This window comes from Variovorax sp. RTB1 (assembly GCF_035018765.1).
In the GTDB taxonomy this organism is placed as follows: domain Bacteria; phylum Pseudomonadota; class Gammaproteobacteria; order Burkholderiales; family Burkholderiaceae_C; genus Variovorax.
Genome location: NZ_JASJXG010000016.1, coordinates 41980 through 64803, shown reverse-complemented (window position 1 = coordinate 64803; position 22824 = coordinate 41980). Strand labels below are relative to the sequence as shown.

Here is a 22824-nt window from a genome sequence, read left to right as displayed (position 1 = left end):
AGAATGCGGAGACTCCGCATTGCAGCCAGCGGAGTATCGACATTGCAGCCGTCTATCGCTATCAGGGCAAACCGGTAGGAGAAAACCCCCGAAAATTTGTATGATGACCTGATAACCGTGCTTCATTCCGCTGCTGCCGCACAGGCATCTCCCTCTTCAAAGCCCTTCCATCTGGTGGCCGACCGGCTGTCGGACAGGCTCGCGCTGCGCCTGATTTCGCAGATCGAGTCGGGCGCGTGGCAGCCCGGTGACCGCCTGCCGACCGAGCAGCAGCTGGCCGAGTCGCACGGCGTCTCGCGCACCGTCGTGCGAGAGGCAGTGCACCAGCTCAAGTCGAAGGCGCTGGTCATTTCGCGGCAGGGCTCGGGCGTGTACGTGGCGCAAACGCCGGTCAACCGGCCGCTGGTGTTCGACCCGGCGGTGCTCGAGTCGGTTCAGGCTGTCGTGCATGTGGTCGAGGTCCGTCGCGTGCTCGAAGGCGAGATCGCTGCACTGGCCGCCGAACGCGCCACGCGCCCCCAGATCGCGGCCTTGCGTCGTGCACTCAAGGCGATCGACACGGCGGTCTCGGCCGGCCACGACGGCGTTGCCGAAGACCTCGCGTTCCATCGGGTCATCGGCGAATCGACCGGCAATCCGCAGTTCCGCCTGCTGCTCGGCTTTCTGGAGCAGTACCTGCGCGAAGGCATGCGCATTACGCGCGGCAACGAGGCGCGGCGCATCGACTTCATGCAGGCGGTGCAGCACGAGCATCGGGCACTGGTCGAGGCCATCGCCAGTCGCGACGCCACCGCCGCGCGGCACTACGCGACGCAACACATCATCCGCGGCGAAGAGCGGCTGGTCGAAGGCGGCGTCATCACCGGACAGCGCCGCCGTGCCGCGGCGCGTGTCTCGACACGTCAGACCCCAGTACGTCAAATCAAGACGAGACGAACCATTCAAAAGGAGACCCCATGAAATTGCTGATCACCGGAGGCGGCGGCTTCCTCGGCGCGCGACTGGCGCGCACCCTGCTGCGACGCGGCACCTTGGCCGGACAGAGTATCGACAAGCTCGTGCTGACCGACATCGCACCGCCGCCAGCCGACCTGCTTGCCGATCCTCGGGTCGAGGCGCGCACCGGCCCGCTTCTGACGCAAACCGATGCGCTGCGTACCGAGTCCTTCGACGGCGTGTTTCATCTGGCCTCGGCCGTGTCGGGCGAATGCGAAGCCGACTTCGACCTCGGCCTGCGCTCCAACCTCGACAGCACGCGCGCCTTGCTCGATGCCTTGCGCGCCAATGTGAACGACGGCGGCAAGATGGCGCGCGTGGTGTTCTCCAGTTCGGTCGCGGTGTTCGGACCCGACCCGGCGATCACCTTTCCCAAGGTGGTCGCCGACGACACGCTGCCAGCGCCGCAAACGTCCTACGGCGTGCAAAAGCTGATCTGCGAGCACCTCATCGCCGACTACACGCGCAAGGGCTACATCGACGGCCGCGCGGCGCGCCTGATGACGGTTACGGTACGCCCTGGCAAGCCGAACGGGGCGGCATCGTCGTTCTTCAGCGGCATCATTCGCGAGCCGCTGGCGGGCGTCGAGTCGATCTGTCCGGTGTCGCCCGACGTGTCGCATCCGATGTCGTCGCCGTCGCGCACGGTCGACGGGCTGATCGTCGTGTACGAAGCCTCGCGCGAGGCTTTCTGTGGCCGGCTCGCACTCAATTTGCCCGCGCTCAACGTGCGCGTGAGCGACATGCTCGAAGCGCTCGAACAGGTGGCCGGCAAGTCGGTGCGCGCGCTGGTGCGCTTCGAGCGCGACGAGCGCGTTGCCGGCATCGTGGCCAACTGGCCGAGCGGCGCAACCGCTGCGCGCGCTGCCGGCCTCGGCTTGCTGCCGCACGAAAATTTTTCCGAAATGATTCAGCAGTACATCGATGACTGCTCCGCCTTGCCGACCGCACAAGAAACCCTCAAGGGGATGAAACGATGACGAAAGCCTCCACGCCCAAAAGCGACCCAAAGAGCAACCCCAAGAGCACGCCCAAGAAGCCGCGCACCAGCCCGCAGCGCCTGCGCTCGCAATCGTGGTTCGACAACCCCGACAACGCCGACATGACGGCGCTCTACATCGAGCGCACGATGAACTTCGGCCTGAGCTTCGACGAGCTGCAGTCGGGCCGGCCGATCATCGGCATCGCCCAGACCGGCTCTGACATCGCACCGTGCAACCGCCACCACATCGTGCTGGCCGAGCGCGTGCGCGAAGGCATCCGCGACGCGGGCGGCATCGCGTTCGAGTTTCCGATCCATCCGATCCAGGAAACCTGCAAGCGCCCGACCGCATCGCTCGACCGCAACCTGCAATACCTCTCGCTCATCGAGGTGCTCTACGGCTACCCTATCGATGGTTGCGTACTTACCACCGGATGCGACAAGACGACACCGGCGCAGCTGATGGCGGCCGCCACAGTCGACATTCCGGCCATCGCACTCAACTCCGGCCCGATGCTGAACGGCTGGTACAAGGGCGAGCGCACCGGCTCCGGCACCATCGTCTGGAAAGCGCGGGAGCTGATGGCCGCCGGTGAGATCGGCTACCAGGAGTTCCTGAAGCTGGTCGCGTCGTCGGCCCCATCGACTGGCCACTGCAACACGATGGGCACGGCATCGACGATGAACTCGCTGGCCGAGGCACTCGGCATGACCTTGCCCGGCAGCGCGGCGATTCCGGCGCCCTACCGCGACCGGCAGGAGATGGCCTACCTGACCGGCAAGCGCATCGTCGAAATGGTGCGCGAGGACCTGAAGCCGTCGGACATCCTGACGCGCGAAGCCTTCGAAAACGCCATCGTCGTCAACTCGGCCATCGGCGGATCGACCAACGCGCCGATTCACCTCAACGCCATCGCCAAGCACATCGGTGTGAAGCTGGACAACGACGACTGGGAAAAGATCGGCTACAAGGTGCCGCTGCTGGTCAACCTGCAGCCAGCCGGCGAATACCTGGGCGAAGACTATTACCGCGCTGGCGGCGTGCCTGCCGTGGTGGCCGAGCTCATCGCCAAGGGCAAGATCAAACCCGCGATGACGGCCAACGGCAAGACCATCGTAGAGAACTGCGAAGGCCGTTTCACCGACGACCGCGACGTGATCTTCCCGTACGCCAAGCCCATGAAAAAGGACGCTGGTTTCCTGCATTTCAGGGGCAACCTGTTCGACTCGGCCATCATGAAGACCAGCGTGATCACACCGGAATTCCGCACGCGCTACCTTGAAAACGCCGCTGACCCGATGGCGTTCGAAGGGCTGGCTGCGGTATTCGATGGCCCGGAGGACTACCACCACCGCATCGACGATCCGAAGATGAAGCTGAACGAGCACACCGTGTTGTTCATGCGCGGTGTCGGCCCGGTCGGCTACCCCGGCGCGGCCGAGGTCGTCAACATGCGCGCACCCGACTACCTGCTGAAGAAGGGCGTGACCGCGCTGGCCTGTATCGGCGATGGCCGGCAGTCGGGCACGTCCGGTTCACCGTCGATCCTCAACGCCTCGCCCGAAGCTGCGACCGGAGGCAACCTGGCATTACTGAAAACCGGCGACCGCGTGCGCATCGACCTGAAAAAGCGCACCGCGAACATGCTGGTGAGCGACGAAGAAATCGCCAGGCGCCGCGCCGCGCTCGAAGCGGCCGGCGGCTACAAGTACCCGGCGAGCCAGACGCCTTGGCAGGAGATCCAACGCAACATCGTCGGCGAGCTGTCCGAAGGCATGGTGCTGAAGCCGGCTGTTAAGTACCAGAAGATCCATGCGACCTTCGGAGTGCCGCGCGATAACCATTGATCGGCGAAGGCACGGTGCCGACGGCCTAAGGTCCCGGTTTCCCTACACCTTTTCCGTCGCCTTTCCCCGTGTTTGCCCCGTGTAGACTGCGTGGTTTTTCGCTCTGGACGGTATGGTGCAAGTGCCCCGGCGTGCAGGCTTCAGCGGGTCGACACTCGTTCGCCTCCTCGCCCGACTGACGGACATCGACGTCGCCGACTCCAAACGGTCTTTCGCAGACCGATTGAGTCAGTGGCTCGGCTGGACCGACGCGATCACGCTCTCTTCGGTGTTGAGCGGCGAGGTGTCGAATGCACCGTTGCGCCTGCGCAATCCCCTCGCGGCATCGAGCACCGAAGAAGCCGAATGCGCACGCGTGCGGGCCGTGCTGGTCACCGCGATCAACGGAGACCTCGCGCCTTCCCGCAACGCGGCAACGGGCACGACCACCGACTTCGCGCCTTATCGCAGGCGCTACATTGCCCGACAACAGGCTATGGAGACGAATATCGCCGGCCTGCGCAGGCGTGTGCGCGTGGCGTTGGCGAGCAAATCACCGGCCATGGTGCAGCTCGCCGCGCTGGATGCGGTGATGGAGCGAGCGCTGGCCGTGCATGAGCAACGTTTGCTGGCGACGGTGCCGGGCTTGCTCGAGAAGTATTTCAAGCGCCTGGCGCATGGCGAGCCTGAAGCGTGGCGAGACGCATTCGTCAAGGACATGCAAAGCGTGTTGCTCGCCGAGCTGGAGATTCGATTGCAACCAGTCGAAGGGCTGCTCGAAGCCCTTCGAGAGACATAACGGGATGCCATGAGCAGATCACTTCACTTCACAGCGTTTTTCCTCGGCTTGGCAGCCATCTGCTGGGTCGGCATCGGCTACATCGGCGTGAGCCCGCTGGCGCTGGTGATGACGCTGATCATCGGCGGGTTTTATGTGATGGGCGGGCTGGAGCTGTACCGCTTCGATCAGGCGACGTCCACGCTGGCACGCGCGGTGACGGGCACATCCGAATCGCCGGCTGGCCTTGCCGCATGGCTCGGCCAGCTTCCCGCTTCGTTGCAGAACTCGGTGCGTCTGCGCATTGAAGGCGAGCGCGTTGGCCTGCCTGGCCCGACGCTGACGCCGTACCTCGCAGGCCTGCTGGTGCTGCTCGGCATGCTCGGTACTTTCCTGGGCATGGTCGTCACGCTGAACGGCACCGGCACCGCACTCGAAAGCGCATCGGACCTGCTGTCGATCCGCTCGTCGCTGGCTGCGCCGGTCAAGGGACTGGGCCTGGCTTTCGGAACATCGCTCGCGGGTGTTGCGGCATCGGCCATGCTGGGCCTGGTTTCCGCTCTGTGCCGACGCGACCGGCTGCAGGTTGCGCAGTTGCTCGACACCAAGATCGCGACGACCTTGCGTGTCTTTTCGAGTGCGCACCGGCGCGAAGAATCGTTCAAGCTGCTTCAACGCCAGGCCGAGGTAATGCCTGAACTGGCCGACCGTCTGCAATCCATGATGGCCGCGATGGAAAAGCAGAGTCAGGCGCTGAACGAGAAGCTCGTCGCTGGGCAAGACAGTTTTCATGGGCAGGCCGAGTCCGCTTACGCGAGCTTGGCGTCGGCCGTCGGCGAATCGCTGAAAGAAAGCCTGACCGAAAGCGCCCGCATCGCCGGCGCGACGATTCAACCTGTGGTCGAGGCCACGATGGCCAGCATCGCCAAAGAGACGGCCGCTCTGCACACCCACGTCGCGCAGGCAGCGCAGCAGCAACTCGATGGGCTGTCGACCCGCTTCGAGGCCAGCACGGCGAACATGGGCAATCTCTGGAACACCGCGCTGGCCGAACACCGCCGTACCAGCCAATCGTTGGCCGAAGACCTGGGCACCTCGCTCGATCGGTTCGCAGAAACCTTCGAGCAACGCGCGACATCGCTCGTGCATTCATTGGGCGAAGCGCATGGAGATTTGCAGAACAAGATCGCATCGCAAGACCAGCAACGTCTGGCGTCGTGGACCGAAGCACTGGGCTCGATCGCCGGGTCGCTGCTGCACGAATGGCAGCAGACCGGCACGCAGGCCGCCAGCTTGCAGCAAGAGATCGTGAAGACGCTGGAGCGCACCGCGAGCGACCTGTCGGCCCAGACCGAGGCACACGCGAAGAACACCATCGCCGAGGTCGCACAGCTGGTACAGACGGCTTCGGAAGCGCCCCGTGCGGCGGCCGAGGTCATTGCCGAACTCAGGCAGAAGCTGTCGGACAGCATGGTCGGCGACAACGCGCTGCTCGAGGAGCGCGCCCGCATCCTCGGCACACTCTCGACCGTGCTCGACAGCGTCAACCACGCCTCCACCGAACAGCGCGCGGCCATCGATGCGCTGGTTACAACGTCGGCGGATTTGCTGGCGCGTGCCGGCACGCAGTTCACCGCCAAGGTCGACGCCGAATCCGAAAAGATGGCGGGCGTCAGCGCGCAACTCACCGGCAGCGCGGTCGAAGTGGCGAGCCTGGGCGAAGCCTTCGGTCACGCTGTGCAGCTCTTCAGCCAGTCGAACGACAAGCTGGGTGCCCAACTGCAACGCATCGAAGGCGCGCTCGGCAAATCGATGGTGCGCAGCGATGAACAACTTGCCTACTACGTGGCGCAGGCCAGGGAGGTCATCGACCTCAGCATGCTGTCGCAAAGGCAGATCGTCGAAGACCTGCAGCGGCTCGCAGATCAGCGCTCGCTCGTGGGCAGCGAAGCGTGATGAACGAACTTTCCGAAGACAGCGACGGCGGGCTCGAATCGAGCGTGCCGATCTGGGCTGTCTTCGGCGACCTGATGTCGGGACTGCTCGGCGCCTTCGTGCTCATCCTGGTGTGCGTGCTCGGCATGCAACTGGAACTCGCGACCAAGCTCGAAGCCGAGGTCAAGCAACGGCAAGCGGAGTCGCAGCGCCGCGAGACCTTGGAAAAGGCGCTGGCCGGGCCCTTGGCTGCGGGCCGCGTGACGCTCAACAACGGGCGCATCGGCATCAGCGGCAATGTGCTGTTCGCGCTCAACTCGGCTGAGCTGCAACCCGAAGGCCGGCAACTGCTGAAGAGCCTGACCACACCGCTGGCGGCCTACCTGCAGTCACGCGACGAGATCCTGATGGTGAGCGGCTTCACCGACGACCGGCAGGTGCGCGGCGGCAATCGACAGTTCGCGGACAACTGGGAGCTGTCGGCGCAACGGGCATTGACGGTGACCCGCACGCTGATCGAAGAAGGTCTTCCGGCAGCCTCGGTCTTTGCCGCGGCTTTCGGCGCCGAGCAGGCCGTGGCATCGAACGCCGATGCGGATGGACGCTCAAAAAATCGGCGCGTCGAGATGGCGCCGACACCGCGGCCTTCTGGTGCCAACAATGCAGCCACTGGCACTGCAAAGGTCCGTGAGTAAGGGCGTCGTCGCGAGCGATGCCGGCGTGGACCACGGCGCGACGCTCGACGCGTTGCGCGCGCGTGGCGATCACCGTATTGACCCCGTGCGCTTCGGCTTCATCGAGGTACTTGCGCGGCGAGCTTTGCTGCAGCAAGGGGCAGCGCGCCGCATCCTCGACGACAGGCTGGCGCAACTGTTGTCTGCTTACAGCGTGGACGTCGAAAGAGCGAGACTTGCCAGAGATGCGGAGCAGGCAAAAAGCGATGTTGCAGGCGAACTGCCCGGCCTGCCGGGCGCCCCAGGTACAGGTTCCGCGGTTCGCAGCGCGCTTGCAGAACTGGCCGGTCAACTCGCACCGAGGGCGAACGGTGACGATGGCGCCATCGAGGGCTCGATGACGCGCGCGCTCAAGTACTTCAGAAGCACATGGTCGAAGCTCAGCGCCGAGCGCCATTTGTCCCAATCTCACGCGACGGTGCCGGACAATCCAGGTCCCCTCAACTCGCACCATCTGGTGCACCAGGCACTCAAGTCGATGCGCGATCTTTCGCCGGGCTACCTCAGCCACTTCATGTCGCATGTCGACGCGTTGTTGTGGCTCGACGATGCGAATGCCGTTGCTGCGGTGTCGAGTGCGAGTACGCAGCGCGACGCGGTTCAGAAGAAGCCTGCGCGCAAAAGCTCTCGCGAGTCCAAAGGCAGCATCTAAAGATTCGCGGGAACAGTCTCCGCGTAGTTTCCGCTCCATGCGGACTGACCGGCTCCGCTGGCCGCGCTGGCTCTTTGCATCGCGGCATTGCCGGCAGCGATGGCGGCCTTCTTGCTGGGCAACGGGCCCATGGCAAAGTCGACGACAAAGGGAGTCTCTTTGGCCGGTGCGCGCCGCACCAGCGTCCAGAAAAAATGTCCGGGAATCGTCTCTTCAACAATCAGATCGAGCGTCTTGCTCATGTTCAAGCTCCAGTTGGTTTGAAGCCATTGGGCACGGCGGACGACATTCGCGGGGAGTGCAAAGTTCACATCTGCGGGAAGTGCGGTGCAAAGCCGCCTCGGTCCTACGGCCGGGTACGCCTGGCCCTACAACGAAGAGCGTTGCGAAAGAAGATGCCATCACCGCGCACGCCGCAAAGCGTGGTCGACCTGATCAACCGCAGGGTCGACGAACTGCTCGCCACGCCCGAAATGAAGGCTGTTCTGCAGGGGCAAGGCGCCGAGCCGCTGCCGATGTCGTCGCAGCAATTTTCGAAGATGGTGAACGAGGACTACGCCAAGTGGAAGGGCATCGTCAAAGCATCTGGCGCGACGATCGAATAGACGCACCGTAGGCCACCTCAACCTGCAGCCGGTCCAGCCCTGCTGGGCCGCGCTCTGCTGCTCGGCCTCAGCGGTAGGTCGCCAGCAAAATGCTCGTCTCGGTGTTGCGGATCCCCTTGATCAGCCGCACCCGTTCCAGCACATTCGACAGCTCGGCCATGCTCTCGGCGCGCAACTCGGCCAGCAGATCCCAGCGCCCGTTGGTGTCGTGCAGCGCCTCGACGGCCGGCTCGCCGAGCAGCGCGGCGATGACCGCGCGGGTCTGGTTGCCTTCGACCACCACGCTCATCCAGGCCTTGATGGTGGCGGGCGCGGCGTCGGGCCTGAGCCGCACTGAATAGCCGACGATCACTTGCTCGTCTTCGAGCTTGCGCAAGCGGTTAGCAATGGTGCCGCGCGAGACGCCGAGCTTCGCAGCCAGCGCCGCGGCAGTCATGCGCGCATCCCTGCGCAACAGTGAAATCAGTTTGCGATCGGTGTCGTCCATGGCCATGGGCAGAGTATCGCCCGGCGGCGTGAACCGGCTGCCGGCTCACGCACTGCGCGCCTTCCGCACCGGCAGCGTTCAGTCGCCGCGCTCAATCGCCGTGCAGCGCCTTCGCCAGCGCCACGTCGGTCTCACGCGGCAGAGTGACCGCGTTCTTGACCGCGAGGATTTCGCCCATGACGCTTACCGCAATCTCCGGCGGCGTCTTGCTGCCGATGTAGATGCCGATCGGGCCGCGCAGGCGCGCCAGCGATTCGGCCGTCTGCTCGAAGTGCTCGATCATGCGGCTGCGCCGCGCCTCGGCGTTGCGGCGCGAGCCGATGGCCCCGACGTAGAAAGCATCGCTTTCCAGTGCTTCGAGCAAAGCCAGATCATCGAGCTTGGGGTCGTGCGTGAGCGCGACCACACAGCTGCGACGGTCGGGCTTGAAGGCAGTCACCGCGTCGTCGGGCATCTCGGTCGTGATGGCGACGCCTGGCACCGACCACGACGACCGGTACTCGATCCGCGGGTCGCACAGCGTGACCGCGAAGCCGCTGAACTTGGCCATGGTCGCTAGGTATTCGGCGAGCTGGCCGGCGCCGATCAACAGCATTCGGTACTCGGGGCCGAACGTATTGACCAGTACCTTGTCGTCGACCATGAGTGCGTCGGGCGACGTGGCTTCGGCCAGCCGCACAGCGCCGTCTGCCAGCGAAACGGTGCGCTGCATCAGCTTGCCCGATTCGAGCGCAGCGACGAGCGTTTCCAGCGATGCGACATCGGGGTCGTACTCGAGCAGCAGCTCGAGCGTGCCGCCGCACGGCAAGCCGAAGCGATGCGCCTCATCGGCCGTGATGCCGTATTTGACGAGCGAGGGCGCGCCGCTGGGGATCTCTTGGGCCGCGCCATGCGATCGGCTGTAGCGCGCGATCAGGTCGTCTTCGATGCAGCCGCCCGAGACCGATCCGACCACCGCACCGTCGTCGGCCAGCGCCATGATCGAGCCGACCGGCCGGGGCGACGAGCCCCAGGTGCGCACGACGGTCGTGAGCAGCGCGCGTTTGCCGGCGCGGCGCCAGTCGAGCAGCGTGCGCAGCACCATGACGTCGAGGTTTTCCATGCTGGACCCGTGTGGACGCGTGATCAGGGCGCGCTGTCGGGCGCGCCTTCCTGGGCAACCTTCGGAGCATCGTCGGCAGCAGCCGCGGCGTCCTTGTCGGCCTTCTTTCCGAGCCCGATCTTCTTCATGAAACCGGCCATTGCGCCCGTCTTTTCGGCGGACGGGGCGGTGCCGCCGTCTTCGGTCTGTGCGGCGGGCGGCGGCCCGTAGCGGCTCTGCATCTCGGCTTCGAAACGCTTGAAGAAATCGTCGGCCGTGGATTTGGCCGCGCCGTCGATGAGGCGCTGACCGAGCTGCGCGATCTTGCCGCCGACCGTGGCTTGTACGGTGTACGCCAGTTCACAGCCGGGCTGCGCTTCGACGACCCCGGCACCCTCGGTGTCTGCCCTATCGGTGCTGGGCAAGGGCCGAAGCGTGACACTCGACGCGCCCTTGGCAAAGCCGGCCACGCCGCCCTGCCCCTCGAAGGTCAGCTTGTAGCCGTCCGGTGCAACGATGTCCGACAGCATGACCTTGCCCTGAAACTTGGCCGAAACCGGGCCAATCTTGAGGGCCAATGCCACGCTGTAGGTGTTGTCGCCGGTCAGCTCGAACTTGTCGCAGCCGGGGATGCACTTCTTCAGCGTCTCCGGGTCGTTGAGCGCTTCCCAGGCCTGTTGCTGCGTGATGCCGAGGTGTCGGTTGCCGAGCATTTCCATGTGATTCCCTTTCGTTGTTCGCAGTCGGGCGCTAACGGCCCGAACGCATCAGTTTGGCGAGACTGGCGGCCAGTTCCTCCAGTGCGCCGAGATTGTGGACTGCCAGCATCGCATCCGCATGGCGGTGCAGCACCGTGGCCCCGCGCGCCAGCGGAGCGTAACCGTCGAAGCGCAGCAACGGGTTGAGCCACAGGAGGCGCCGTGAGTGTCGCCTGAGCCAGAGCAATTCGTCTTCGAGCACATGAGGTTCGCCGGTGTCGAGCCCGTCGCTGATGACCAGCACCAGCGTGCGGCGGCCGGTCAGCCGGCGCGCATGCAGCCGGCGCAGGGTGGCGAGGGAATCGCCGAGCCGCGTGCCGCCCGCGAAGTCGTCGATCGCCAGGCTCGCAGCGCCCAGCATCTCGTCGGTGTCGGCCAGTCGAAAGGCGGGCGTGAGATCGGTCAGGTGCGTGCCGAAAGCGAAGACGTCGCGCCGGCCGGCCCGCCGGGTCGACGCATGCAGGAAGGCAAGCAACAGGCGGGCATAGCGCTCCATCGACCCTGACACGTCGACCAGCACGAGCAACGGCAGCGGCTGTTCGCGGCATGCCATGCGCGGAAGCCGCAGCATTTCGCCGCCTGTGCGCGCAGCCTCCTGAAGCACGCCGGGCCAGTGCATGCGTGCGTGCTGGGCAGCACCGCTTGCCACGCGCAGCCGCCGCGAACGTACCGTAGGCACAGGAAGAGAGATGTCGCGCGCAAGCCGCTCGACCAGTCGGTATTCGGAAGCGCCGAGCGCATTGAAGTCGGCGTGCTTGAGCAGGTCGCGGTCGCTGGCGGTCATGGCCGCGTCGAAGTCGACTTCGCGTTCGGTTTGCGCGGCCTTGCTGGGTTCGCGCGGCGCCGTCAGCGCCTCGCGAACGCGAGGACGCCGCTTCGAAGGTTCGGCTTTGCCCTCGGCGCTCGGCAACATCTGCGCCAGCAGCTTGTTGGCCAGCTCAGGATCGCGAAACCAGGCATCGAACAGCTCGCGAAACACCATGCGGTCTTGCTCGCGACTGACCATGACAGCTTCCATGGCAGCACACACATCGGCCCGCTCGTCGACGCCGACCAGCCCGACCGCTTCAGTCGCCAGGCCGATGCGCATGGCGTCGGTTCGCACGCCAGCGCGCCGCAAGGCTCGCCCAAACGCGACGATGTTGCCGGCGAGCTTGCCGCTGCGCGCATCGCCGAGCTGCGGAATCCGGCGGCTCGTGCTCTCCGTGCCTGCAGTGCCCGCCGTACCCGCACGACCGCCCGGAATCATGACGTCGGCTCTTTTTCCGGGAGCAGCAGTTCGGTTGCCAGGGTGTGCGTGAGGGCCGCCACGTCATCGCGTTGCTTGAACAGGATCCCGGCGGTGTCGATCACCACTTCCGGGTCGAGTTCGATTGTGTCGAGGGCGATCAGCGCCCGTGCCCACTCCACGCTTTCGGCGATGCCAGGCGCCCGCTGGAAAGCATTGACGAACGGTGCGCTGCGCAGTTTTCCCATGAAGGCTGCGACCTGCGCCGACAGCGCTTGGCCCGCCTCGGGAACCTGACTGCGCACGATCGCCAGTTCACGGTCGCGATCGGGATAGTCGAGCCAGTGATAGAGGCAGCGCCGCTTGACCGCGTCATTGAGCTCGCGCGTCCGATTGCTGGTGAGCAGGGTGATGGGCGGCACCACGGCCCGGATGGTGCCCAGCTCCGGAATGCTGACCTGGTATTCGCCGAGGTACTCGAGCAGGAAGGCTTCGAACGGTTCGTCCGCGCGGTCGACCTCGTCGATCAGCAGCACCGCGCCGGGCGCGGGCGTTTGCAGTGCCTGCAGCAGCGGACGGCGGATGAGGTAGTGAGGCTGATAGACCTCCGCCTCCACATCCCGCGCAGCGCCGGAGGCTTCGGCTGCACGCATGTGCAGCAGTTGCGCGGCATAGTTCCATTCGTAGAGCGCCTCGCGTTGCTCCAGGCCGTCGTAGCACTGCAGGCGCAGCAGCTCGCGCTGCAACGCTTTCGACAGCGCCTTGGCAAGTTCGGTCTTGCCGACGCCGGGCTCGCCTTCGAGCAGCAAGGGCCGCTGTAATTTGAGCGCGAGGAATACAGCAGTCGCAAGGCGGCGGTCGGCGTAGTAGCCCGCGAGACGCAGGCCTTCGACGACCGCGTCGATGGTGGGAAACGTCATCCCGAAGCGCTTAGCCGAGCGCCTTGGTCACGGCTCGCTGCGTCAGCACACTGATCAGGTTGGCACGGTACGGCGCGGTGGCGTGCAGGTCGCTGTTGAGATCGGTCGAGTCGATCTTCACGCCGGCTGCGGCTTCGGCCGTGAAGCTCTTGTCGAGCGCGTCTTCCAGGCCTTTGTGCCGGAACACACCATTGGCTGCGCCGGTGATCGCCACCCTCACACCGCCGTCGTACTGCGCGACGAAGACGCCGACCAGCGGAAAGTGCGAAGCCTTTTGCCGCAGCTTTTCGTAGCAGGCGCGCTTGGGCACCGGGAATTTGAAGGCGGTGATGAGTTCGCCTTCTTCGAGCGCCGTAGTGAACATGCCCAGAAAGAAATCATCGGCGGCGATTTCGCGCTTGTCGGTGACGATGGTCGCGCCCGAGGCCAGAACGACGCTGGGGTAGCACGCCGCCGGATCGTTGTTGGCGACCGATCCGCCGATAGTGCCCATGGCACGCACCTGCCGGTCGCCGATGCGCGACGCAAGATCGGCAAGCGCTGGATAGGCCGCCTTGACGTCGGCGTTATTGGCGACATCGAGGTGCCGCGACATCGCACCGATGGTGAGGGTGGCGCCGTCTTTCTTGATACCGGTCAGCTCTTTGATACCGCTCAGATCGGCCAGCTGTTCGGGCGCCGAAAGCCGCAGCTTCATGGACGCCAGCAAGGTTTGTCCGCCGGCCAACGGCTTGGCGCCTGCACTGGCGAGCCTAGCGGCATCCGCCAAGGTGGTCGGCTTTTCGAGGGTGAATGGATACATGGTGTTCTTCCTTGAATGACGACCGCGGTCAGACGACCGGACGGCCCTGGGTGCTGCCAGCCAGCGACGGTGTTTGCGGTTGTTGCGTAGGCGTGGTGCCGCCCTTTTGCATGGCTTCCCACACGCGATGCGGCGATGCGGGCATGTCGAAGTCGATCACGCCGAGCGGCGCCAGCGCATCCAGCACGGCATTGATGACGGCCGGCGGCGAACCGATGGCACCGGCTTCGCCGCAGCCCTTGGTGCCCAGCGGGTTGTGCGTGCACGGCGTGGAGTGGGTCGCCAGCGTGAACTGCGGAAAGTCTTCGGCGCGTGGCATCGCGTAGTCCATGAAACTGCCGGTGAGCAGCTGGCCGGTCTCGTTGTCGTACACGCAGTTTTCCATCAGCGCCTGGCCGATGCCCTGCACCAGTCCACCATGCACCTGACCCTCGACGATCATCGGATTGATGATGGTGCCGAAGTCGTCCACCGCGGTAAAGCGATCGACCTTGACCTCGCCGGTCTGCTTGTCGATTTCGACTTCGCAGATGTAGGTACCGGCCGGAAAAGTGAAATTGGTCGGATCGTAAAACGCGGTTTCGTCCAGCCCGGGCTCCAGCTTGTCGAGCGGGTAGTTGTGCGGCACGTAGGCCGTCAACGCCACCTGCCCAAAAGGGATCTTCTTGTCGGTGCCCTTGACGGTGAACTCGCCGTTGGCGAACTCGATGTCGGCGTCACTGGCCTCCATCAAATGCGCAGCGATCTTCTTGGCCTTGGTCTCGATCTTGTCGAGCGCCTTCATGATGGCTGCGCCGCCGACCGAGATCGAACGCGAGCCATAAGTTCCCATGCCGAACGGTACGCGGCCGGTATCGCCGTGCACCACGTCGACATTTTCGACCGGGATACCCAGGCGTGCCGCCACGACCTGGGCGAAGGTCGTTTCGTGACCCTGCCCATGGCTGTGCGAGCCGGTGAAAACCGTGACGCTGCCTGTCGGATGCACCCGGATCTCGCCGCATTCGAACAGGCCCGCGCGCGCGCCGAGGGCGCCGGCGATGTTCGACGGTGCGATACCGCAGGCTTCGATGTAGCTCGAGTAGCCCATACCGCGCAGCTTGCCCTGCGCTTCACTGGCGGTGCGTCGCGCAGCAAAGCCGGCGACGTCGGCCAGCTCGTTGGCCTTGTTCAGCAGGGTGTGGAAGTCGCCGGTGTCGTACTGCAACGCGACCGGCGTCTGGTACGGAAAGGCAGTGATGAAATTGCGCGCCCGTATATCGCTTTGGCTCAGCTTCATTTCCCAGGCGCAGCGCGTCACCAGACGCTCGACCAGGTAGGTCGCCTCGGGCCGGCCCGCCCCGCGGTAGGCATCGACTGGTGCCGTGTTGGTAAACCAGGAGTCCACTTCGACATAGATCTGCGGCGTGGTGTATTGCCCCGCCAACAGTGTCGCGTAGAGGATGGTCGGCACGGCGGTCGAGAACGTCGACAGATAGGCGCCGAGGTTGCAGTCGGTGTGCACCCGCATCGCCAGGAACTTGCCGTCCTTGTCCATTGCCATTTCCGCATGGCTCACGTGGTCGCGGCCATGCGCGTCCGACAGGAAGCACTCCGACCGGTCGCCCGTCCACTTGATGCTGCGGTTCAGTTGCTTGGCCGCCCAGGTCAGGCACACGTCTTCGGCGTACAAATAGATCTTGGAGCCGAAGCCACCGCCGACATCGGGTGCGATGACGCGCACCTTGTGCTCCGGCAGGCCAAGCACGAAGGCCGTCATCAACAGCCGCTCGACGTGTGGATTCTGATTCGACACGTAGAGCACGTAGTCCTCGGTGGCCCGGCTGTAGCTGCCGATGGCCACGCGTGCCTCCATCGGGTTGGGGATGAGCCGGTTGTTGACCAGATCGAGTTTGGTCACATGCGCTGCATTGACAAACGCCGCATCGACTGCCGCCTTGTCCCCGATGGTCCACTTGTAGCACTGGTTGTCGGGTGCTTCGTCATGGATGACGACACCGCTTGCCTTCTTGGCTGCATCGGCGACGCTCACAAGAGCTTGGTGCACGTCGTAGTCCACCACCACCGCTTCGGCCGCGTTCTTCGCCTGCTCGACCGTTTCAGCCACCACCATGGCGACGTGATCGCCGACATAGCGCACCTTCTTGATCGCCAGGATCGGGTGCATCGGCTCCTTCATCGGCGTGCCGTCGGGGTTATTGATGAGCCAGCCGCAGGGCAGCCCGCCCATTTTTCCCTCGATGTCCTTGCCGCTGAAGATGCCGACCACGCCGGGCATCTTCATGGCCTCGGCAATGTCGATCGACTTGATGGTCGCGTGTGCGTGCGGCGAGCGCACGAAGATGCAGTGCGTCTGGTTCGCCAGGTTGATGTCATCGGTGTAGTTACCGGCACCGGTCAGAAAACGGTAGTCCTCTTTCCGGCGAAGCGATTCGCCGATGTGCGGCAGGTTGGCAAAGTCGGGTGCGCCCATGGTGATCCCCTTATGCCGTGGCAGTGGCTTTGACCGGACCGGCGAGCATCGCTTCGCCGCCCATCTGCACGGCCTTCACGATGTTCTGGTAACCGGTACAGCGGCACATGTTGCCGTCGAGCAGCGAGCGGATTTCTGTCTCGCTCGACTTCGGGTGGTAGGTGCACAGGTCGATGGCGCTCATGACCATGCCGGGTGTGCAAAAACCGCACTGCAGGCCGTGACACTCCTTGAAGGCCGCCTGCATCGGGTGCATGGTGCCGTCGGCTTCGGCAATACCTTCAATCGTGGTGATGTCGGCGCCGGCGACTTGAGCCACCAGCACGTTGCACGACTTGACCGCCCGACCGTTGACCAGCACGGTGCAGGCGCCGCACTGCGCGGTGTCGCAGCCGACATGGGTGCCGGTAAGGTGGAGATGCTCACGAATCGCGAACACCAGAAACGTATTGGGGGGTGCGTCGACCGTGACCGCGCGGCCGTTGACGGTGAAGGGAACCTGCATGTTGGCTGTCTCCGTGGAAGGTGATGGCTGAGGCGATGCCTGCTTGGGCGATGGCCGTGGTGAAGGCCGCTATGGCGAATGGCATCTTGTCTGCGTGACCATGCCCTCAGCCTAGGCAAAACCCTAGGCGCTTGCGCCACAGCCGCGAAATTCTCAAAATGAAACAGATGCCCGCTTCCGTCCGCCCCTTCAGTCCCACTCCCCCCACGCCGTTTGATGCGTCGCGTTCTGTCGTCATCGCCGAGGCGCGTCGACGCTGGATCGACGGCGAGGCGGTTTCTCGTGATCTGCCGGCCGGCGCCCCGCGCATCGAACCATGGATCACGCGGTCATGGCAGCGTTGCATCGACGCTGGCCAGCGCTCGCAAGACCTCGTCACTTTCGATGCTGTTTCGAAGGCTGTGGCAAAGCGCGTCGCCGAACAGCATCACGCCCTGGTATCCGCGGCGCGACCCGTCATCGAACGCCTTTCTCGTGCCATCGCCGACACCCGCTATTTCGCGATCCTGACCGACACCGACGGCATCGTCGTCGACGTCGGCAGCCTTCCCGGCGGCACCGATGCAGCCGACCGGCACGCCCGGGACATCGCACGCATCGGCATCGACCTGTCGGAGCGCGCGGTCGGCACCACTGCCATCGGCGCGGCGCTGGCCGAGCACGAGTCGGTCTGGCTGCACGGCGGCGAACATTTCTTCGACGCCACCAGTGTCTATAGCTGCGCTGGCGCGCCGCTCTTCGGGCCGGAGGGGGACTGCATCGGCATGCTCGACCTCACCGGCGTGCAGGTGGCCGAGCGGCCAGAACTGCGGCACCTGGCTTCGCAGTCGGCGCGCGGCATCGAGAACGCGCTGGTGCAGCGCCACCCTTGCGAACTGCTGTTGCATCTGGCGTGGCCCGGCTCGGCGGAAAGCGAATCGAGTGACGGCCTGCTGTGCATCGATGCCGAAGGCAGAGTCACCGGCGCCAATGCGGCCGCGCGGCAGATGCTGCATCAGCCGCTGCTGCGACAGCTCGCGACGCTGCACTGCAACGACCTGTTCGCGCTGCCGTTGGACATGCTGTTCGACGCGTCGCGCCGCGGCGATGCGGTCGAGGTGCCGTTGTGGTCGGGCCTGCGCATGCGGGTGCGACCACGGCGGGGTGGTCACGATGGGCGCGACCGGCCAGCGGCAGTCGGCGCCAGTGCTGATGTGTCTGCTGCGGGCGTCGATCGGCCACGTCTGCGCGATGTCGAGACCGCGCTCATCCGCAAAGCCGTGACCGATGCGCGCGGCAATGTCGCCGAGGCGGCGCGCGCGCTAGGAATCAGCCGGGCGACGGTGTACCGGAAGCTGTGGCACGGGAAGATCGCCGGGCGCGGACCGCGGGATCGAACAGACTGACCTTATGTGCGGCACCGAACACTGATCGCGCATCCCAGCTCCTATAGTGGGCAGAGCGCCTTCGAAGCACGAGCTGCCGGTATCCCCAATGCTTTGTGCCCAGTGACATGGAGGTCCTATTGCACCGATTTCTTTCGAGTAACCGCGACGAACTGATCGCGAGGTGCAAGGACAAGGTGGCGCAACGCCCTCTGCGGGCCGCCAGCGAACGGCAACTGGCCCACGGTGTGCCGATGTTCCTGGACCAACTTACCCGAACGCTCGCTGCGGAAGAAGACGATGAACCCGCGCTGAGCATCGCCATCTCCGGACCTTCTGGCGGCGATTCGCTGGCCCTGTCGGAAATCGGTGTGACTGCCACCGCGCACGGCAAGGAACTGCTGGGACTTGGCTACACCGTGGATCAGGTCGTTCATGACTACGGCGACCTGTGTCAGGCGATCACCGACTTGGCATTCGAGCAAGACGCACCGTTTGCCGTGGCCGAATTCCGTACTCTGAATCGCTGCCTGGACAACGCCATAGCCGACGCCGTGACCGAATTCAGTTTTCAGCGCGATGCGCAGATATCGACGCACCAGACCGCAGCCGAAAAGCAAAGGTTGGGCTTTCTGGTGCACGAGCTGCGCAATTCGCTCGGCACGGCCACCCTCGCCGTGCGGGCGCTCGAACTGGGCAATCTGGGAATCGGTGGCGCAACTGGCGCGGTCCTGAAGCGCAGCCTATCTACCCTCGGCCTGTTGATCAGCCGTGCCACGGCCGAAGTCAGGGCCGAAGGGTTGGACCAGCGCCAGGCGTTTTCGGTTGCATCGTTCATCGCCGATGTCGGGCTGGCGGCCCGGCTCGATGTCAATCTGAAATCTTCGATCTTCGATGTGGCTACCGTCGACCCGTTACTGGCGGTCCTCGCGAACCGCGAGCTCTTGCATGCGGCGCTGGCCAACCTGCTGCAGAACGCCTTCAAGTTCACGCACCAAAACTCCGCAGTGACGCTGACCGCCTACGCTTTCGGGGAGCATGTCCTGATCGATGTCGAGGACCATTGCGGTGGACTACCGCCTGGCGGCACCGCCAGGATGTTCGTTCCGTTCAAGCCGAACGAAGACAGCCGGGCCGGTTTGGGACTCGGGCTGTCCATCGCCCGTCAGAGCATCGAAGCGGATCATGGGACGTTGACGGTCCGGGACGTGCCGGGCTCAGGTTGCATATTCACGATTAGCCTGCCTCGCTACACGCTTCAATAGCCATCGGAGTTCGCCATGCATGCACCGAGGGGAGTCATGAATGGACCGGGACCGGCGATTCAGCGGTGTCAGAGATCCTCGCCGATCTGCACACGCATCTTGGTGCCAGACTGCCGCTCTATCGTCAGACCCCCGAAGCCCACCCCATACGTCGTCGATGAATCACTCGGACTCTTGACCGAACGGACCGTCTGCCATTCTTCGGCAAGGTGTCGAGTCGACCCGGTGTACACCAGGTCCCCCACCTGCAATTGTTCGATGCATACGTCTTTAACAATAGCCAAAATCATTCCTTCCAGATGTTGAACGAAGTCGCGCCGTCGGCCTGTTGACCTTCGGTTGATTGCGACCCTGCACATCATTCAGCGCCTTTGGGACCTCAATAGCAACCGCGCTGTTCGCAAGGCGAAAGGTCCCACGCGTTGCGCCGGTTGTCATGGAGCCGTCGACGAGCAATGGTGTACGCCAACGCACATACACACGTCGAGCGATGCCCAATACTCTGCGGGCTCGCCCAGGCCGCTCTTGGGCGCTTGCGCCGTTTCGCGCAATCACATAAAGAAGAGACATCCAAAATGACATTCGAAGGCATTCACCGTTTCGATCTCGGCTCGATCCGGTTTGCGTTTTATCCCGATGGCAACGATGGCGGAAGAATCCTCGCCGACATTTCGGAGCAGACGCTCTCGCACGTTTTTGGCAACCGGCTGGGCGGAGAAAGCTGGATCGATTTGTGCGGTCGTCACCGAGACCTGCTCGCAGCCGAAGCATTGGTCCAATACCGCATCGACCCGTCACGTCCAATCGAACTCGCTGTCAAAGATTTTGCGGCGTTCCGCGGTGCCTCCGCAACGTCTACCGCGGTCAGTGCACCCGGCAGATAGAGTCCAGGTGCCCGACTTCAAGCCGCCAGCGCGACGACCAACGACGCCTCATCGATTTCGGCGGTGACGCGACCGCGCACACGCAAACCGCTGCCCGTTCCCGCGAAGCCGACCAATTGCACGCCGCCGCTGAAGACGAGCGAGACTTCATCGCCCGACTCACCCCGCTCCATCGAGGTCACTCTGCCGTCGATGCGATTCGATGGATGCGCCGCGGGCACCGCGTCATCGGCGCGGCAAACGCGGACTGCGGTCGCCTTGCACAGCGCGACCACCCGTATACCGACGACCAGACCAAGCAGTTCGGTGCTCTCACGGGTGATGCGCGCCGTCACCGCGGCATCATTGCCCAACTGCAAAACCACGCGCGAGATCGGACCTGTCGTGTCGATGGCCGCGACGATAGCGGGCAGTTGGTTGCGCATGCTGGTGCGCAGCGCGAGCCGGGTCACCCCCAGTTCCGCCACACGGTCGGCATCGACGCCCGCCGCGATGGCACCAGCGCCCAATGAATCGCGCCAGCGCTGTTGCACAGCCGTGCGCGCCACGTCGAGCGCCTCGGACAGTTCCAGCAATTGCACGCCCTGTGGTGTGAGCGAAGCACCGCCACCTCCCGCGCCGCCGACCGCGCGCTCCACCAGCGGCACGCCCGCCAGGTTGGTCAGCGTATCGATCGCCTGCCACGCGGCCTTGTAGCTCACCGACGCATCGCGAGCAGCTTGAGAAATGCTTCCGCTGCGCCCGATGCCGCGCAGGATATCGATGCGTTTGTCGCTCTGGCTGTGGCCCAGGGCATCGGTGAAACGAGGGGTCTTCATGCGAGGATTGTGCGGGTGACCGAATCGCTATGCCCTCCGCCCGGCCTACAGCAAGTCAGGCGCCAGACAGTTAGCGCCAAAGGCTGGTGCAGGGCACGGTGGTCTTTTCAACAAGGAGATGTCCCCATGAAAAGGCTTTTGCTGATCCTCGCCGCCTCATCGATGCTCGCTGGCTGTATCGCCGTTCCGTACGACCAGGGCCGCCCGCCACCGCCGCCGCGCCCATATGGCGATCGTGACCGCGACGGTGTACCGAACCGGGCTGATCGCGACCGCGATGGCGACGGCATCCCGAACCGCTACGACCGCGCGCCAAACAATCCGAATCGCTAATCGGCTCGCCACCTCGGCGCGCCATCGTTCATCGCCGGCAACCAGAATGCCGTGGCCTGGTTGCGAAGCGGGTTGCTGCTCGATAGAAAGCTAGCGGTAGAACGCCTCGACCTTGCCCTTCAGCTTGATCAACAGCGGCTTGCCCTTGCGGTCGAGCGCCTTGCCCGCGGGCACCTTGATCCAGCCTTCGCTGACGCAGTATTCCTCGACGTCGACCCTGTCTTTTCCGTTGAACGTGATGCCGATGTCGTGATCGAAGACGGCGGCCACGTGGTGCGGACTGCGCGGATCGATGGACAGGTGGTCGGGCAGTTGTGGCTTCTGCGTGGATTCCGTGGCGGTGGCGGTGGCGGTTGTGTCGGTCATGAATGTCGGTCCGGTTCCGGGTTCTTTCGAGTCTCTTCATTTTGAACGCGATTCGAGCAGCCTCGCTTTGCACGTTCTACACTTTCGCTATTCCACTTTTGCATAGCGCCAGATGAACTCGACTGTCCGGCGCCAAGCAGTCCTTCTTGAACGCCGACCGACTCGCCACAAAGCCTGCTCGACGCGTCGCATTGTTATCATCGTTATTCCATATCTGAATAGCGTTCCGAAGGAGCTGCTTTGATGAAGACGACGACCCGCCGCCTGACCATCCCACTGCGCACCATGGCCTTGTGCGCAGTGCTGCTCGCAGGCAGCGCCGCCTCCCAGGCGCAAGAGCTCGTGGTCTCGGCCGCCGCCAGTTTGACCAACGCGTTCCAAGCCGTCGGCCGGGCCTTCGAGCAGAGCAAGCCGGGTGCCAAGGTCACCTTCAACTTCGCGGCATCGGGACCGTTGCTCGCGCAGATCCAGCAAGGCGCGCCGGTCGACGTGTTCGCGTCGGCCGACCAGGAAACGATGAACAAGGCCGCAACCGCGAACCTCGTGGCGGCGCCGACGCGGGTCGACTTCGCAGCCAACACGCTGGTGCTCATCGTGCCCGCCACCGCCAAGGAAACGCCCAGGAAGCTCGGCGACTTGCGCGGCGCGACGTACCAACGCGTGTCGACCGGCACGCCGGCCACCGTGCCCGTCGGCCGCTACACCACCGAGGCCATCGAAAAGGCCGGCCTCACCGCCAAGCTGCAGCCCAGATGGATCTACGGCGAGAGCGTGCGGCAGGTGCTCAACTACGTGGCGCGCGGCGAGGTCGATGCCGGCTTCGTCTACCGCACCGACGCCATGATCGAACCCGACAAGACGCGCATCGCGCTGACGGTGCCGACCACCACGCCGGTGAGCTACCCCATCGCGCAGATCGCGACCAGCAAGCAGCCCGCGCTGGCCGTCGAATTCATCGCCTACGTGCGCAGCGCGCCGGGCCAAGCCATCTTGCAGCGCTTCGGTTTCTCCAAGCTTTGAGTGCGGAGAGT

24 protein-coding genes are annotated in these 22824 nt (G+C 64.6%); 13 read left to right on the top strand and 11 right to left on the bottom strand.

What is annotated here, in order from left to right:
• Nucleotides 1–117 precede the first annotated feature (117 nt).
• From QN397_RS12430 to QN397_RS12400, 7 genes are all read left to right on the top strand, one after another.
• A complete protein-coding gene (locus QN397_RS12430; protein WP_323497390.1) occupies nucleotides 118–960 on the top strand; it encodes a FadR/GntR family transcriptional regulator in 843 nt (280 codons plus the stop codon).
• Nucleotides 957–1976 (top strand): D-erythronate dehydrogenase, encoded by a 1020-nt coding sequence (gene denD, locus QN397_RS12425; protein ID WP_323500998.1) that lies wholly within the window; start codon nucleotides 957–959, stop codon nucleotides 1974–1976. The genes QN397_RS12430 and denD overlap by 4 nt, the downstream gene beginning before the upstream one ends.
• On the top strand, nucleotides 1973–3826 hold the full coding sequence (locus QN397_RS12420; RefSeq protein ID WP_323497392.1) for an IlvD/Edd family dehydratase: 1854 nt from the start codon (nucleotides 1973–1975) through the stop codon (nucleotides 3824–3826). Before denD ends, QN397_RS12420 begins: the two co-directional genes overlap by 4 nt.
• A gap of 112 nt (nucleotides 3827–3938) precedes the next feature.
• A complete protein-coding gene (locus QN397_RS12415) occupies nucleotides 3939–4604 on the top strand; it encodes a DUF3348 domain-containing protein (protein ID WP_323500997.1) in 666 nt (221 codons plus the stop codon).
• A 9-nt stretch (nucleotides 4605–4613) separates the two neighbouring features.
• Entirely contained in the window at nucleotides 4614–6539 is a 1926-nt protein-coding gene (locus QN397_RS12410; RefSeq protein WP_323500996.1) for a DUF802 domain-containing protein, read from the top strand.
• On the top strand, nucleotides 6539–7213 hold the full coding sequence (locus tag QN397_RS12405; RefSeq protein ID WP_323497395.1) for an OmpA family protein: 675 nt from the start codon (nucleotides 6539–6541) through the stop codon (nucleotides 7211–7213). Before QN397_RS12410 ends, QN397_RS12405 begins: the two co-directional genes overlap by 1 nt.
• Nucleotides 7206–7904 carry a DUF2894 domain-containing protein gene (locus tag QN397_RS12400; protein WP_323500995.1) on the top strand — a complete coding sequence of 233 codons (699 nt, stop codon included), beginning with the start codon at nucleotides 7206–7208 and terminating at the stop codon, nucleotides 7902–7904. The genes QN397_RS12405 and QN397_RS12400 overlap by 8 nt, the downstream gene beginning before the upstream one ends.
• Here QN397_RS12400 and QN397_RS12395 read toward each other — a convergent pair.
• Entirely contained in the window at nucleotides 7901–8146 is a 246-nt protein-coding gene (locus QN397_RS12395; protein ID WP_323497397.1) for a hypothetical protein, read from the bottom strand. The genes QN397_RS12400 and QN397_RS12395 overlap by 4 nt on opposite strands.
• A 153-nt stretch (nucleotides 8147–8299) precedes the next feature.
• Here QN397_RS12395 and QN397_RS12390 point away from each other — a divergent pair, with 153 nt between their 5' ends.
• Entirely contained in the window at nucleotides 8300–8509 is a 210-nt protein-coding gene (locus QN397_RS12390) for a tripartite tricarboxylate transporter substrate-binding protein (protein ID WP_323500994.1), read from the top strand.
• A gap of 67 nt (nucleotides 8510–8576) precedes the next feature.
• Here QN397_RS12390 and QN397_RS12385 read toward each other — a convergent pair whose 3' ends face one another.
• From QN397_RS12385 to QN397_RS12350, 8 genes are all read right to left on the bottom strand, one after another.
• A complete protein-coding gene (locus tag QN397_RS12385; RefSeq protein ID WP_323501019.1) occupies nucleotides 8577–8996 on the bottom strand; it encodes an Lrp/AsnC family transcriptional regulator in 420 nt (139 codons plus the stop codon).
• A 91-nt stretch (nucleotides 8997–9087) separates the two neighbouring features.
• A complete protein-coding gene (locus QN397_RS12380; protein WP_323497399.1) occupies nucleotides 9088–10098 on the bottom strand; it encodes an XdhC family protein in 1011 nt (336 codons plus the stop codon).
• Nucleotides 10099–10121: 23 nt separating this feature from the next.
• The gene (locus tag QN397_RS12375) at nucleotides 10122–10796 is read right to left on the bottom strand and encodes a carbon monoxide dehydrogenase subunit G (RefSeq protein WP_323500993.1); all 675 of its coding nucleotides are present in this window, start codon (nucleotides 10794–10796) and stop codon (nucleotides 10122–10124) included.
• A gap of 31 nt (nucleotides 10797–10827) precedes the next feature.
• Nucleotides 10828–12084, bottom strand: coding sequence for a vWA domain-containing protein (locus tag QN397_RS12370; protein WP_323500992.1), 1257 nt, complete (start codon nucleotides 12082–12084; stop codon nucleotides 10828–10830).
• The gene (locus QN397_RS12365) at nucleotides 12081–12983 is read right to left on the bottom strand and encodes an AAA family ATPase (protein WP_187051048.1); all 903 of its coding nucleotides are present in this window, start codon (nucleotides 12981–12983) and stop codon (nucleotides 12081–12083) included. Before QN397_RS12365 ends, QN397_RS12370 begins: the two co-directional genes overlap by 4 nt.
• Before the next feature lie 10 nt (nucleotides 12984–12993).
• Nucleotides 12994–13785, bottom strand: coding sequence for a xanthine dehydrogenase family protein subunit M (locus QN397_RS12360; RefSeq protein ID WP_323500991.1), 792 nt, complete (start codon nucleotides 13783–13785; stop codon nucleotides 12994–12996).
• 28 nt (nucleotides 13786–13813) lie between these two features.
• Nucleotides 13814–16258, bottom strand: a complete 2445-nt coding sequence (locus QN397_RS12355) for a xanthine dehydrogenase family protein molybdopterin-binding subunit (protein WP_323500990.1) — start codon at nucleotides 16256–16258, stop codon at nucleotides 13814–13816.
• 10 nt (nucleotides 16259–16268) lie between these two features.
• Complete coding sequence (locus QN397_RS12350; protein WP_187051045.1) at nucleotides 16269–16763, bottom strand: (2Fe-2S)-binding protein; 495 nt, start codon at nucleotides 16761–16763, stop codon at nucleotides 16269–16271.
• A 167-nt stretch (nucleotides 16764–16930) separates the two neighbouring features.
• Here QN397_RS12350 and QN397_RS12345 point away from each other — a divergent pair, with 167 nt between their 5' ends.
• The 3 genes from QN397_RS12345 to QN397_RS12335 all read left to right on the top strand — a co-directional run bounded on the left by QN397_RS12345 (nucleotide 16931) and on the right by QN397_RS12335 (nucleotide 20276).
• On the top strand, nucleotides 16931–18148 hold the full coding sequence (locus tag QN397_RS12345) for a helix-turn-helix domain-containing protein (RefSeq protein ID WP_323500989.1): 1218 nt from the start codon (nucleotides 16931–16933) through the stop codon (nucleotides 18146–18148).
• Nucleotides 18149–18255: 107 nt separating this feature from the next.
• The gene (locus tag QN397_RS12340; RefSeq protein ID WP_416352189.1) at nucleotides 18256–19392 is read left to right on the top strand and encodes a sensor histidine kinase; all 1137 of its coding nucleotides are present in this window, start codon (nucleotides 18256–18258) and stop codon (nucleotides 19390–19392) included.
• Between the two features lie 533 nt (nucleotides 19393–19925).
• Complete coding sequence (locus QN397_RS12335) at nucleotides 19926–20276, top strand: hypothetical protein (protein WP_323500988.1); 351 nt, start codon at nucleotides 19926–19928, stop codon at nucleotides 20274–20276.
• Between the two features lie 17 nt (nucleotides 20277–20293).
• On the opposite strand, the gene QN397_RS12330 is transcribed toward QN397_RS12335, so the two are convergent.
• Nucleotides 20294–21094 carry a TOBE domain-containing protein gene (locus tag QN397_RS12330; RefSeq protein WP_323497408.1) on the bottom strand — a complete coding sequence of 267 codons (801 nt, stop codon included), beginning with the start codon at nucleotides 21092–21094 and terminating at the stop codon, nucleotides 20294–20296.
• Between the two features lie 126 nt (nucleotides 21095–21220).
• On the opposite strand from QN397_RS12330, the gene QN397_RS12325 reads away from it, so the two are divergent.
• The gene (locus tag QN397_RS12325) at nucleotides 21221–21427 is read left to right on the top strand and encodes a thrombospondin type 3 repeat-containing protein (RefSeq protein ID WP_323500987.1); all 207 of its coding nucleotides are present in this window, start codon (nucleotides 21221–21223) and stop codon (nucleotides 21425–21427) included.
• 90 nt (nucleotides 21428–21517) lie between these two features.
• On the opposite strand, the gene QN397_RS12320 is transcribed toward QN397_RS12325, so the two are convergent.
• Complete coding sequence (locus tag QN397_RS12320; RefSeq protein ID WP_323500986.1) at nucleotides 21518–21793, bottom strand: DUF3297 family protein; 276 nt, start codon at nucleotides 21791–21793, stop codon at nucleotides 21518–21520.
• Between the two features lie 243 nt (nucleotides 21794–22036).
• Here QN397_RS12320 and modA point away from each other — a divergent pair, with 243 nt between their 5' ends.
• Nucleotides 22037–22813, top strand: coding sequence for a molybdate ABC transporter substrate-binding protein (modA, locus tag QN397_RS12315; protein WP_323500985.1), 777 nt, complete (start codon nucleotides 22037–22039; stop codon nucleotides 22811–22813).
• Nucleotides 22814–22824: the final 11 nt, after the last annotated feature.